Source organism: Mucilaginibacter sp. SMC90 (genome assembly GCF_022811725.1).
Taxonomy (GTDB): Bacteria; Bacteroidota; Bacteroidia; order Sphingobacteriales; family Sphingobacteriaceae; genus Mucilaginibacter.
In genome coordinates this window covers 1775896-1788157 of record NZ_CP094527.1, presented here as the reverse complement: position 1 = coordinate 1788157, position 12262 = coordinate 1775896, and the positions used below count along the sequence as shown (strand labels likewise).

Sequence of the window (12262 nt, the reverse complement as noted above, 5' to 3'; positions counted from 1 at the left end):
ACATGTACATCCACGAAGACCTATTTTTGAAAGCCGGTGCCAATTACCAGCTTTCCGCCGAACAACTAAGAAAACAAATACTTTCGCGAAAAGAAGGCGAACTCAGCGATACCGGTGCCCTTGTGATCCAAACCGGTAAGTTCACCGGCCGAAGTCCCGCTGATAAATTCATCGTCAGGGACAGCCTTACGGATGAAACCGTCGACTGGAACCGTTTCAATAACCCCATTGCTGAAAACCAGTTTGACAGGCTTTTGCAGGACATGACCAAATACCTCGGCCACCTGCCGGAACTATGGGCACGGGATGCTTATGCCTGTGATGACCCGGCCCTCCGCATCCGGCTAAGAACGATCGCCGAAACACCGGCCGCCAGTCATTTCGCAGCCAATATGTTCATCCCGCCCGAAGCCGGGGAACTGAAAGGGTTTGCGCCGGACTGGCACCTGCTGCATGCCCCAGGCTTCCATGCCGATCCAGGTACGCATGGCACCCGGCAGGGAAATTTCACAGTCGTCTCTTTCAGCCATAATACCATCCTGATCGGCGGCACCGGTTATACCGGAGAACTTAAAAAAGCCGTATTTACCATACTCAACTACCTGCTGCCCCTGGAGCACAACGTCCTGAGCATGCATTGCAGTGCGAACGAAGGCACTGACGGCGACTGCGCCCTCTTCTTCGGCTTAAGCGGCACAGGGAAGACCACGCTTAGTTCCGATCCCGTACGCAGGCTCATCGGTGATGACGAACACGGCTGGCACGATACCGGCATTTTTAACTTTGAAGGCGGCTGTTATGCCAAAGTGATCAACCTTTCCGAGGCGCAGGAGCCGGCCATTTTCCGCGCCATACGCCCCGGTGCGCTCATAGAGAACACCCGCTTTATCCAGGGGACAAACCGGATAGATTTCAGCGACGGCACCATCACCGAAAACACCAGGGTAAGTTACCCGCTTGATTTCATTCCCCAGGCCAAAAAGCCTGCTGTTTCCGGCATACCCCGGCATATCTTTTTCCTGACCTGCGACGCGTACGGTGTTCTGCCGCCCCTCAGTAAACTCAGCCCCGAACAGGCCACCTATTACTTTCTGAACGGCTACATCGCCAAGGTTGCAGGCACCGAAGCCGGCGTCCTCGAACCGCAGGCCACCTTCAGCACCTGTTTCGGCGCGCCTTTCCTGCCACTTGCACCAAAAGTCTACGCCAGGCTGCTCCTGGAAAAAATCACCAGATACGGGACCAGCGTATGGATGATCAATACCGGCTGGACCGGCGGGCCGTACGGAACCGGCACCCGGATCAAGTTAAGCCATACCAGGGCCATGATCACCGCGGTACTCAGCGACAAACTGGATGCCGTCCCTTACCATACCCATGAACCTTTCGGCCTGCTCATACCGCAACGCTGCCCGGAAGTCGCCGCCGAATTACTCGACCCTAAAAAAACATGGACCAACCCCGGCGATTACGACCTCGCAGCCAGTAAACTGCAGGAAAAATTCAGCAGCAACTTCCTGCAGTTTAAAGAAAAGCATAGTCCGGGAGTAACCGTGTAAGAATTACCAACAACTGCTTTTCAGGAAAATACAACCCCTGAAGAACCGTAGCAACTATCGTTGAAGTTTGTTTATAAAACCAGTGGAGCAACAAGTACAAGGCAGCGACGGATTAAAAACCTATGTTTAAACGTGTTATAAACACATTTCAGTTCATAAGACACCGGGGTATCTCCCTGGTTACAGGAAGAACTCCGGTTTACAGCAAACGTATAAAAAAGTTGGCGAAGCGTCGGCTTTGGCGCCTTTCAGCCAGTGGTCACTGACAATGAGCATTCCCCGGCATTATTGCATGAAAGCTGCGGGGACACATCCATCGTTGAGCATACCGCCTTTGCGGGCCAGACTTCCGGGCCAAACTTATTATAACATTAAAAATCAATAACTTAAATCAAAGCTACCTCTAACTATAAAACCTTTATAAAAGAGTTCAGGTAATATGGTAACAACATTGCGGCAGTCATCGGATCACAACACACGCAATAACGAAATACCGCTATTTCAGAAGTAACTTTTCTTTTTTAAGAAACATTCTCTATTATTAGCTGCACAAATATTAAACATAACATGCTGTCTGCTACCCAACCCTTATTAAAGTTTTTATTCCTATTCATATTGCTCATACCTGTTACAAGCAATGCCCAATCATTCATACCTTTTGAACTCACACCGCAAGGCCATATAATGATAAAGGCAAAAATTAACGGAGTTGAGGGTAACTTTATATTTGATACCGGCGCAGGGTTAACCCTTATTACAAAAACCTTTTCGGAAAAATTGGGCATGCTGCATAAACAGGACGGCAGCTACACCGCTTTTCGCGCCACAGGAGAGCAATTGACAGCCGAATTATATAATGCAGACGCATTAACCATAGGAAGCTTTACCGCGTCTAACCCCGAATTAACAATTTTTGATGCTAACCTTGGCGTTTATGATGGGCTGGTCTCCCTCATGACTTTTAAAGAACATCCTTTTACGATTGATTACACCCGTAAAAAAATAATTTTTGAAACAGCTAAAAGCATGTCTGCTATCCGGAAGACAGGGCACCAGATCCCATTGCAGTTAGAACAATCAAGAGACAAGTCACTAACCATATTTACTTATTTTACAGTAAACAATAAACTAACATTACAATTTTGTATTGACAGCGGCGCGGGCAGTGACGTCTACCGCATTAATGCAAAATACATTCCGGCATTGGGAATTGATACGTCAAAGGCCAATAAAATTGTCATCCCAAGTGAATTCAATCCCCGGCTTAAATCTGTCATCTACCAAACCAATGTCAAATCCATAACAGCAACAGCTTGTCCGGCTATACAGATACAGAACATAAAAACCTCGTTTATCGGCGGCCTGATCTATGACGGAATATTATCATTAAACTGGATAGGAAAACAAATTACTTTTGACCTGAAGAAACAGGAGATGATTGTTATGTAAATGCCCCCCCAAATAACTTAGTCACTTGTATCCCTGCCTTTACAGTTAATTAGCCTGGAAATGATTTGACCATTCCGATAGTGTATTTAGTGATCCGGCATCAGAGCACATTTCTGGCGTTTTTTTTCTACGCAACGACTTCAGGGGGCTTACATCAGCCCATTATACAACGATGTTAGATGCTCAAATGAATGAAGTGCTTAACTGGATATTCCGGTATGCTTCACCATGCTCTTCCGTGCCCATTTGAGCATCGAGTTGTGTTGATGAATATTAAATTAAAATATCTACTTCAAGTAGATAGCATGGTCAAAGTGTTGCAGAACGCTCCGAACTCTTTTCCGGAACGCATTGGTCAACGAGTCCGGAATTTCCACTAAACCGCTAAATGTTTATTTATTAACCTCTAATTGTTAAAGCGATGATCAGAACTGTTTGCATAAACTTTTCTTTGAAAAAAAGCAAAACCTAAACGACGGAACCGCTCCTATTTATCTCAGGTTAACTGTTGCCGGGGACCGTGTTGAGTTCACCACCCGCAGGTATATCAAACCTGAACGCAGGAACGGTGATGACCAGAAAATGAACGGCGCCCGCGTATTTCAACAACAATCGCAAACCGCTGGAACAAAATACCACTGAAGAGTATCCCATTATCTTCTGCACCATATAAACATCCTTAGTCCGCCGGAATACATCTATTGCTGCGCTTTTAATTGCCGTTCAATGAGCGACGAGAAATATTTAAAGAAGATTTCCTCTGTACCATCGGTACGTCGGGATAAATAATAGGCCAGTGGCGCTGATAAAATTCTTCTATGCGGTCTTCTGGAATGGCAAACACTCTTTTAAAAAAGTGTTTTAAAAAATGCGATCTGTCCCATTGTAAGGGATTGCCGATATCCAAAAAGTATCCTTTGTAAAATCGAAGCGATCACAGGGTTTAAAATATGCTACGCTCATAGATAGGTGATTGACTCAAAACACAAGTGTTTCTTAAGTTAAAATAAATATTCGAATGCGTTTACAACGCCAAATCTATTACACATCAAAAATATTTAAATGTTTATTGTTTTATTTTGATGATGCCCAGAGTTCCATTTTTTAATGCTGTTCATCTGAATAAATTCTTAAAAAACAGGCTCGGTTGTCCGGCGCGTTTCATGGCCGTTTCAGTGCCGAACGATTTGATCTTTTCCTCATCGAAAGTCGCTACGATCAGCGGCGTCCAGACCGGCCCAGGTGCGATGGCGTTCACCCTGATCTTTTTATCCGTCAGGTTCGTGGCCAGCGACCTGGTAAAACTGGTGATTGCACCTTTTGTAGACGAGTAATCGATTAGGTTGGGCGAAGAACGGTAAGCCGTTACCGAAGTGGTATTGATGATACAATCCCCCTCTTTTAAATAATCCAGCGCTTCGTTCGCGAAATGAAAATAGGCGAAGATATTGGTGCGAAATGTATCTTCAAGCTGCTTTTCGTCAATTGCCTTCGGATCCTTCTGGGGGAACTGCATTCCGGCATTATTGACCAAGATGTTCAGTTTACCGAGCTTATCTACCGTATTTTTGATCGCCTCTTAACAGAATCCGGCTATTTTGACGTCACCTTTGATCAGCATACATTTTCTGCCCTCGGCTTCCACCAGTGCCTTCGTCGCTTTGGCATCTATGTCCTCATTCAAATAAACGATAGCCACATCGGCGCCCTCCCGTGCGAAATGAATACTTACCGCGCGGCCGATACCCGAATCACCGCCAGTGATCAGTGCTACTTTATCTTTCAGTTTACCGGAGCCGGCATAGCTCCGCTTGATATACTCTGGTGCCGGGTCCATTTTAGCCTCGATACCTGGTTGCCTCTTTTGTTTTGCGGGTTTTTTTGCCATGATTCTTAAGTTATTAGGAATTTTAGGATAGCGCCGTTATCATTTAATTATAATATCTATTTAACTGAGGGGATCAAGGATGACCTTCACAAAGTCTTCTTCTTTTTCATTGAATATTTTATAGGCATGTTCTACCTGAGTCAGCAGCAGGCAGTAGGTTATAATATCGTATAGTTTAACTTTCTCAGTTTTTACTATCTCGATCAGGTGATCGATATAATTTAATACCGGTGCCTGCCCCATCTTTAAAGTACTGCCTTTATCAAACAATCGTTCCAAGTCGCCTCTTTTGGTATTCCTCGCCTTCTTGCCGGCTTCTTCAACTATGCCAGTAACCTTGTGCCTTATGGTCATCGGTTCTTTTTGCGGTACTGCGCTGCTTAGGTTATGCAGCCCGGATCCGCAGCTTGCAGACGCTGTAACTTTTAAAATAACCTCCATTGCAAATTCGATGCACGGCTCTTCGATCGTATCATAAGCATTCTGGCCGGGATTCTGGAATACCGCTGCTTTCATAAGTAGATGGTATGATGTATTAGATCAACAGCGGACTACTTTTAAGGTTTGAATTTTTAAATTATAGTTAATATCTTTTAATTAATTTTAAAACTCACTAATGTAAAATTCGCTTTCCTGCAAAGCTCGATTGCCTGTAAAGGGACTATTTTTTACAGAAAAAACTGTTATTATATTAATGCAGATTGAATGGCGCAGGAATGCCTGCTGCCCTCGATTTTGCCGGGCAAGGATCAAATCCATCCTTGCATCCATACATTTCGGCTGAAAGTGTTAAGCGATGGACAATGGCTTAAAACATATAAAATCTGTCTGGGCTTCCCGGAGTTCTACGTCTGCGGGTGATCGTTGGGCCGACGCCATTATTTTTATCCCCGGCTGGACGCTTACTGATGAATTAGCAAAGATTACATTAAGTAATTGCACTACTTATTTTTCATATAGATAAATATCCATCTGTAATAAAGTTACGGTAGTGAACGTCAAAATGCTTCAACAAAAACCAACCCTACAAAACTTTGTACATCCGTATTACGTCAACAACATGACTAAATTATTTTCCAGCAATAATGTATAATCAACATCGAGTATGTACGCGATCATGAACAGTTCCTCCAGAGTCAGTTTTCGTTCACCCTGCTCAATAAGGTCATAGGCAAATTCACTCAAACCTAATTTTTCGCTTAAGGCAAGCTTTGAAACATTTCTATGCTCCCGAATAACCCGAATATTATTGATAACTCGAAAAACAGAGGTAGCGATCATATCATATACATACGATTTTCGATAGCCAAAGTTTTATTATGTCTTGGATCGTAGCGATTGAATCGCAAAACATGTGAAAATTTCATATCCATTATACATAGATTAAACACCTTCATCTAATTAGTGACTTTTGGAATCTGCTGACATACATTTTTCGTTAATATAGAACACCTTAATTAAAATCATGCTTAACGAAAAAGTTGTTGCCGGCCGTATCAGGACCATAAGAGAAGCCAAAAACTACAGCCAGTTTTACATAGCCTATAAATTAAATATTTCACAGAATACTTTTAGTAAAATCGAATTAGGCTATGTAAAATTGACACTTGGCAGATTCCTCGAAATTGCTAAAGTCCTGGAAATCCCTCCTTCCGAACTGCTCGACGATAAAGCATTGCATGACCTCGCTGCAGTAAATTAACAAAGTTACGATTTTTTGCATGTTAACCGGGCCTTAGTTTCGGCAGGCTTTTCATATTTATCTCGTCATTTGCCAAGTTTGAAATACGGCGGTGAGGCAATAAAAAACGACAACACATATTGTTCGCTTAAGCTCATAGCATAAAGAATTGTAGAAATCCATTAAAGTCAACCTACTCCAGTCATATCGCGATTGCTTTTCGCGTCAGCATAATTCATTTATATAGTCACTTTATCTGTTTTTCGGAACAATTTATCATTAGAGTAATAGAATCCTAAGCGGAAAACATTTTGGTATGTTAATTGAAATGGTGTTGTATTATTTACCTTAAAAAGATAAACATGAGATCATTATTGTATATCGTAGCCGTGATTCTGGTAATCAGTTGGGCAATAGGAGAATTTGCATACAATGCAGGCGGTTTGATCCATATTCTGCTGGTCATTGCTATCATATCGGTTGTATTAGGATTTTTGCGTCGTGACACAGTGGTGTAAAAAACAGCCAAATAAAGTTAAATAAGGTTTATTACCGGCGAAATGGCCAGGTCAACAGCCCCCTGCAACCATGCAGCATTGGCATTCGGGGCTACTGTATAATCGACGGCCTGATCACTTTTGGCAAATCGGAAGAATGGCAACCATTATTGGTGCATATGCCGAAAAATATGATCTTGAAGTAAAAGCCGGTTAGCGGTAGTTTATTAAGGGATATGAACAGGTTTTAAGCAAAACCCAAACTTTAATCAATTAGATAATGACGCAACTGAACCAGGTGCTGACCGTAGCTGCCCGCCAGGGCAATATCGAAGTTTTACAGGAAGCCATTAAACAAGGCGCAGACGTGAACAGCAAAGACGTGAAAGGATATACACCCTTAGTTATTGCCTGTTACAACCACCAGCCCGAAGCAGCCAAACTTTTATTGGATCTTGGTGCCGACGTGAATGCCGCTGATTTTGGGGGTAATACGGCGCTGATGGGCGCGGCTTTTAAAGGACACACTGATATTGCGGAACTGTTATTGAATCATGGTGCCGATATAGACCTTCAGCACGGGAACGGTGGCTCCGCGTTGATGTTTGCAACCATGTTTGGTCGCAATGCAATGGTCAAATTACTTTTAGATAAAGGGGCGGATAAAAGCATCCTGGATTCGAGAGGTTTAACGGTACTTGATCTCGCCATACAACAGGGGAATGAAGAAGCTATCGGCTTGCTTGCCGATTAATTTTCAAAGACTGCTGTATTTAAAGAAAACAATTATGCATAAAAGCACGATCTGTACCCAACCTTATTTCGAACAACAATTCCAAAAGATCAGCTGGTTAAGCTTTGCGATAAAATCCCAATACTATTAACAGCACAATTATGGCAACAGCTATTATTACCTGCCATAATATCGCCGTGCTCTGTTTAGTCATATGCTTAGTTACTTACGCTGTTTTACGAAGCTCTCGATTTTTATGTTGCAAGCCGCGGATATAATCATCTTCTAAAAATGAAATTTCAAAATGGCTATTTTTATCCGTTTTTTCTCGTATATTAACGTTCATGGGCAAACCAATAGAAACATTCAGTAAAAAGGAACGAGAAAAGAAAAAATTCAAGAAACAACTCGATAAAAAAGACAAAGCAGAAGACAGAAAGGCAAATTCAAACAAAGGAAAAAGCCTTGAAGACATGATGGCTTATATTGATGAGAACGGCGACATTTCTTCGAGCCCTCCTGATCCGAATAAAAGGAAAATAATGAATGCCGAAAATATCCAGATTGGCATTCCTAAGAAGGAAAGCCCGGCATTTGCTGATTCTCTGCGAAACGGCATCGTTACTTTTTACAACGAATCGAAAGGTTATGGATTTATCAAAGATTTTGCCAGCCAGGAAAGTATTTTCGTACATGCCAATGGTCTGACACAAGCCATTCAGGAGAACGATAAAGTGACTTTCGAAACCGAGCAGGGAGCTAAAGGACTAAATGCGATTAATGTTAAAAAGCTATAAATAGATTACCCACCCTATTAATCGCTTGTAGCTTATATCGACGAGACCTGCTTGAGTTATTTCAAAGTTCCAAACTGCGGGTACCGGATTCACGAATAGTTTGATTGGAAAAGTATTATAACGATTTGCCGTATGGACTTTCCTGTATTAGCGAATCTTCATGCGCGCGGATCAAACGGTAAGTAATCGTAGCAAAAACAGCAAATACGATATGTGCTGGGATGCGCTGCAGGTAATATTTTCCGAAGTCGACCCGGGGCGGCAGGGGATGAACTTTAAACGTCATCTTCCAGATCAGGAAGCCGAAAAAGCCGCTGACGGCACCCAGCATTATCCCGTTCCCGATGGTATGTTTGATCTTGCCGCTTTCCCAAAGCTCCACATATACAGCAGCGAAAATTATGCCCATACCATAATGGGCCGCCCAACCAGCGATAACCTTAGCATGTTTTGACAAACCGGGTGCAAGCCTTCCAATCATGGTTGCCAGGTGCTCGGGTTCCCGGAAGTTTTCAGCAGCAAGCACCGACATCAGGTAGCTGGAAGCGGTCATGAAGTTCGTACCCATAAACCCACTCAACAGTATTTTTTCAGGTTTGCACATTATTTTGCTTTCAGTTTAAGGCTTTTATCAAAGATGGCCATTGGGAAAACTCGTACAAGCGTACTTTGTTTCAGCATGAAGATTAAATCCGATACTCGCAATCCGTCAAACATCCGGCAGAGCTGCCAAATATCCATAATTTAATGATCAACGTTCTATTTTCCTGATGTTACCTTAAGGCCATCTATTCCTGTTCACAGCAAATATTATTACATTAACGCTTCACGTAACAAAGCGCGTCACCGACCGTCTGGACAGCCTGCTGATGCAGATCCTGCTGGCCGTTTTTCATGGATGCTAATAGCAATTGTTTTTTTCGCAGGTATTTTCTGGCGTGTTTGAGATCGTATTTTAAAACCCAACCGACATTATAGATCACATCGCCATATTTTACAGTTTGCGAAACAGGACTGATCGTGGCCAATCGCTCCGCTTCTTTCTTTTTCCGTTTTTTTTTCTTTAAATCAGGATAGTTTTTCTTGGTGAATACATCGGTCAGTTCGATGCAGCAATCAACGATCAGGTTCGCTTCCTGATCTTTATAACCAAATCCGGTCAGTGCTGAATGTAGTTCGTTTTTCGTTGTTTCGGTCTCCTCAAAAAGATCATGGCATAAGCCGGTCTCGTAACCCAAAGGACTGACCGATGCCAATTCGGCAACCGCAACCAGATGGTTGATGTAGGGCTCGGCCGTACGCCTGATCAGTTGATCTTCGTGCCGCTGCCCTATCCAGTGAAGTAGTTTGCCGGCGCGGTTCATTTAAGCTTATCCAGTTTAAAATAACCTAAGTGGATCTCGTCCTCCGGCATATCCTTTCCGCTACTGAACACAATACGGTATTGCGCCTTCAGGGCCGGGGAAAGCAGATCTTCAATGTGGTGCACACTATCTACGTCAACGCCGTATTTCTCATCGATGTGCGCAGTAGCGATCCCCTTTAGCGAATTGGTTTTAAAGAAAAGGCTTTTCTTTGCGGATTGGATAGCGGCTTGACGACTGTTTTGCACCGTAAGCACCGTATAGTGCTGTTCTTCCAGTTTCCCGCCGGTGTAGCCGCCCAGGTTTAAAAAGAAGAGTTTATTGTCTGAGACAGGACTTTCATCATACAGGGGTACAACCCGCACCGCAAAATCACCTGCTTTAGTCACCTCCCGCCAGCCGTCAATGTGCAGGCTGCCACCCGCTTCCGGCCAGAATGACTTTACTTCGGGAACTAAGTCGGACAAGTTTTCAGCGATGCCAAAGAAATAATCATGTTGTTCAACTACCCTGCCGGGGGCTTCGGCACCTAATAATAACAGGTATAACTTCATGCCATTAATCTTTCAATAATGATACCAGATGCCTCCTCACTAAAATCGAGGCCGGAATAATCGGGGTTATAACCACCGATATACGGAACTGCCATCATATAGATACGTTCATTATAAGCACCGTAGGCATCCACCACCTGAAAATGGTCATTAATGGTGATGCCGGAAACCTTCAGGTAATAATCGCCATGTTCGTCCCTTGATACCGGCTTACCGCCATTCATAGCCTTGAGCCCTTCGTCTGCAGAGCTGAATTTGAGTTTGGCCGGTGTGACAGTACGCCCATCGATCAGGCTTTGGAAAGGAAGTTCTTCAAAGGCTAAATGAGGTTGACCAACACAATCAACATAGGTTTGGTAATGTACGCTTTGCGCGTTCTCGGTTTCATCTGTATAATGATATACAGCGCCGCCATCTTCATGTGGTTCCACCCTGCTTTCGTCGCCAACAGGGACCAGTTCCAGTACACCCGCCTGGTGCAAGGCCAATAATTCTTCGCTGGAACTCTGCGGAATATAAGCAATTACGATAGAGATCAGCGGCGTAAGGGATTGCTGCAAACGCTGCATGTCTTCAGCAGATAAATGTTTGGCAGGATAGTTTAAAGCAAAACTTAATACACCGAGCATTTCCTTCCAGTAAACAGATTTTTTCCGTTTAATGGACTGTTCTGCTTCGGCATATTCTGCCTTTAACAATTGAAAAGGATCAAGTTCTTCGCGCAAAGCCATCATCGCATCCACAAATTCTTCCAGCCGCATGTCTTTGATCTTTTCGTAAAATTCCGGTTCTTTAGCCTGTATTGGCAATTTAAAATCCCGTTCAAAAATATAATCCAGCGACAAAAAACCATTGTTGGCTTTGATGTGGGCTTTGATCTGCTCTTTACTCAACAGGCTATCGTTTGATAAATGGGAATCTTCCAGGTGGAACCGAACCGCGGGCAGCATGCCATTCCGGGTATGCATCACCATTTTAAAGTCAGGACGTCCGGAGTAAGGTGTATAGAACAACCTGCCGGCCTCATCCTTATCAAAGGTTCCGTTATGCCGGGCCAGCGTCCGGATAGCGTCAACCGCGGTGAGTGATGAACCTTTAATGGCAACCGGGTGGTTTAGTTCCAGGGCCAGCTTGACAGGAGGATATGGAGATTCGAAGTAGTTAGCTACCCTACCCTCATGCTTTCGCGGCCAGTTATGTCCGGTACAAATGATCACATGATCAAATTCGGTTTGTTCACCGTCGCTGGTTTCTACAATCACCAGGCCTTTTTCAGGCTGATCAATAATGTCGGTTACGGTTGTGTTATAACAGACCGTATAAGCAATACCCATTTCCCGGGCTTGTTTTTGCAGCAGGTCAAATTGCGCGGTAAGGTATTGGCCGAACAATAAGCGTGGCAGCACCTTGTACTCGTTAAAGCGCGAGGCATCTATGTGGTATTTATCGAGCGTGTCTTTGGAGACGGTTTTAACCCAATCATTCAAAGAAGTAACTAAAACCGGGATCTCGTTACCTGATACATTGGTAATGTGCTCATCATTAGCCCCTTCAGAACTATATGGCATTCCGGCCCCTAATTTATTTTTCCGCTCGAAGATGGTGATACTGAGATCCGTATTCCCGGTATTTACCAGGCGTTTGAACATGAACAAGCCGCTCGGGCCTCCGCCCAGTATGGCGATGTGTTTTTTATTTTCCAATTTACTCAGGTTTATGGAAATAGATAAGGTTAGTTAA

Annotated in this window: 13 protein-coding genes and 1 pseudogene; 7 read left to right on the top strand and 7 right to left on the bottom strand. The window is 43.7% G+C overall.

The genetic code is table 11. The annotated features are described in order from the left end of the window. Positions 1–2 precede the first annotated feature (2 nt). From pckA to MTO98_RS07910, 3 genes are all read left to right on the top strand, one after another. Positions 3–1559 carry a phosphoenolpyruvate carboxykinase (ATP) gene (gene pckA, locus MTO98_RS07920; RefSeq protein ID WP_243486069.1) on the top strand — a complete coding sequence of 519 codons (1557 nt, stop codon included), beginning with the start codon at positions 3–5 and terminating at the stop codon, positions 1557–1559. A gap of 684 nt (positions 1560–2243) precedes the next feature. Then, the gene (locus tag MTO98_RS07915) at positions 2244–3008 is read left to right on the top strand and encodes a retropepsin-like aspartic protease (protein ID WP_243486068.1); all 765 of its coding nucleotides are present in this window, start codon (positions 2244–2246) and stop codon (positions 3006–3008) included. A gap of 435 nt (positions 3009–3443) precedes the next feature. Next, positions 3444–3650: an Arm DNA-binding domain-containing protein gene (locus tag MTO98_RS07910; RefSeq protein ID WP_243486066.1), complete on the top strand. Its 207-nt coding sequence runs from the start codon at positions 3444–3446 to the stop codon at positions 3648–3650. A gap of 472 nt (positions 3651–4122) precedes the next feature. Here MTO98_RS07910 and MTO98_RS07905 read toward each other — a convergent pair. The 3 genes and pseudogenes from MTO98_RS07905 to MTO98_RS07895 form a co-directional block, all read right to left on the bottom strand. Then, positions 4123–4845: pseudogene (locus MTO98_RS07905) on the bottom strand (SDR family NAD(P)-dependent oxidoreductase). Between the two features lie 111 nt (positions 4846–4956). Continuing rightward, complete coding sequence (locus MTO98_RS07900; RefSeq protein WP_243486065.1) at positions 4957–5412, bottom strand: alcohol dehydrogenase catalytic domain-containing protein; 456 nt, start codon at positions 5410–5412, stop codon at positions 4957–4959. Positions 5413–5943: 531 nt separating this feature from the next. Further along, positions 5944–6177 carry a helix-turn-helix transcriptional regulator gene (locus MTO98_RS07895; protein WP_243486063.1) on the bottom strand — a complete coding sequence of 78 codons (234 nt, stop codon included), beginning with the start codon at positions 6175–6177 and terminating at the stop codon, positions 5944–5946. Between the two features lie 184 nt (positions 6178–6361). Between MTO98_RS07895 and MTO98_RS07890 the strand changes: the two genes are divergently transcribed. The 4 genes from MTO98_RS07890 (at position 6362) to MTO98_RS07875 (ending at position 8604) form a co-directional block, all read left to right on the top strand. Further along, positions 6362–6598, top strand: a complete 237-nt coding sequence (locus tag MTO98_RS07890) for a helix-turn-helix domain-containing protein (protein WP_243486062.1) — start codon at positions 6362–6364, stop codon at positions 6596–6598. A gap of 341 nt (positions 6599–6939) precedes the next feature. After that, positions 6940–7095 carry a lmo0937 family membrane protein gene (locus MTO98_RS07885; RefSeq protein ID WP_243486061.1) on the top strand — a complete coding sequence of 52 codons (156 nt, stop codon included), beginning with the start codon at positions 6940–6942 and terminating at the stop codon, positions 7093–7095. 259 nt (positions 7096–7354) lie between these two features. Beyond that, complete coding sequence (locus MTO98_RS07880) at positions 7355–7828, top strand: ankyrin repeat domain-containing protein (RefSeq protein ID WP_243486060.1); 474 nt, start codon at positions 7355–7357, stop codon at positions 7826–7828. A gap of 323 nt (positions 7829–8151) precedes the next feature. Beyond that, the gene (locus tag MTO98_RS07875) at positions 8152–8604 is read left to right on the top strand and encodes a cold-shock protein (RefSeq protein ID WP_243486059.1); all 453 of its coding nucleotides are present in this window, start codon (positions 8152–8154) and stop codon (positions 8602–8604) included. 115 nt (positions 8605–8719) lie between these two features. Here MTO98_RS07875 and MTO98_RS07870 read toward each other — a convergent pair whose 3' ends face one another. The 4 genes from MTO98_RS07870 to MTO98_RS07855 all read right to left on the bottom strand — a co-directional run bounded on the left by MTO98_RS07870 (position 8720) and on the right by MTO98_RS07855 (position 12225). Next, positions 8720–9208 (bottom strand): hypothetical protein, encoded by a 489-nt coding sequence (locus MTO98_RS07870; RefSeq protein WP_243486057.1) that lies wholly within the window; start codon positions 9206–9208, stop codon positions 8720–8722. Between the two features lie 214 nt (positions 9209–9422). Continuing rightward, positions 9423–9968 (bottom strand): hypothetical protein, encoded by a 546-nt coding sequence (locus tag MTO98_RS07865; RefSeq protein ID WP_243486056.1) that lies wholly within the window; start codon positions 9966–9968, stop codon positions 9423–9425. Beyond that, a complete protein-coding gene (locus MTO98_RS07860) occupies positions 9965–10522 on the bottom strand; it encodes a DUF1543 domain-containing protein (protein WP_243486054.1) in 558 nt (185 codons plus the stop codon). Before MTO98_RS07860 ends, MTO98_RS07865 begins: the two co-directional genes overlap by 4 nt. After that, positions 10519–12225, bottom strand: a complete 1707-nt coding sequence (locus MTO98_RS07855; RefSeq protein WP_243486052.1) for an FAD/NAD(P)-binding protein — start codon at positions 12223–12225, stop codon at positions 10519–10521. The genes MTO98_RS07860 and MTO98_RS07855 overlap by 4 nt, the downstream gene beginning before the upstream one ends. Positions 12226–12262: the final 37 nt, after the last annotated feature.

Bases quoted from the DNA above. Each gene is read 5' to 3' on its own strand.
- pckA (WP_243486069.1), top strand. From the start codon at position 3: ATGTACATCCACGAAGACCTATTTTTGAAAGCCGGTGCCAATTACCAG.
- MTO98_RS07915 (WP_243486068.1), top strand. From the start codon at position 2,244: ATGATAAAGGCAAAAATTAACGGAGTTGAGGGTAACTTTATATTTGAT.
- MTO98_RS07900 (WP_243486065.1), bottom strand. From the start codon at position 5,412: ATGAAAGCAGCGGTATTCCAGAATCCCGGCCAGAATGCTTATGATACG.
- MTO98_RS07895 (WP_243486063.1), bottom strand. From the start codon at position 6,177: ATGATCGCTACCTCTGTTTTTCGAGTTATCAATAATATTCGGGTTATT.
- MTO98_RS07890 (WP_243486062.1), top strand. From the start codon at position 6,362: ATGCTTAACGAAAAAGTTGTTGCCGGCCGTATCAGGACCATAAGAGAA.
- MTO98_RS07885 (WP_243486061.1), top strand. From the start codon at position 6,940: ATGAGATCATTATTGTATATCGTAGCCGTGATTCTGGTAATCAGTTGG.
- MTO98_RS07880 (WP_243486060.1), top strand. From the start codon at position 7,355: ATGACGCAACTGAACCAGGTGCTGACCGTAGCTGCCCGCCAGGGCAAT.
- MTO98_RS07875 (WP_243486059.1), top strand. From the start codon at position 8,152: ATGGGCAAACCAATAGAAACATTCAGTAAAAAGGAACGAGAAAAGAAA.
- MTO98_RS07870 (WP_243486057.1), bottom strand. From the start codon at position 9,208: ATGTGCAAACCTGAAAAAATACTGTTGAGTGGGTTTATGGGTACGAAC.
- MTO98_RS07865 (WP_243486056.1), bottom strand. From the start codon at position 9,968: ATGAACCGCGCCGGCAAACTACTTCACTGGATAGGGCAGCGGCACGAA.
- MTO98_RS07860 (WP_243486054.1), bottom strand. From the start codon at position 10,522: ATGAAGTTATACCTGTTATTATTAGGTGCCGAAGCCCCCGGCAGGGTA.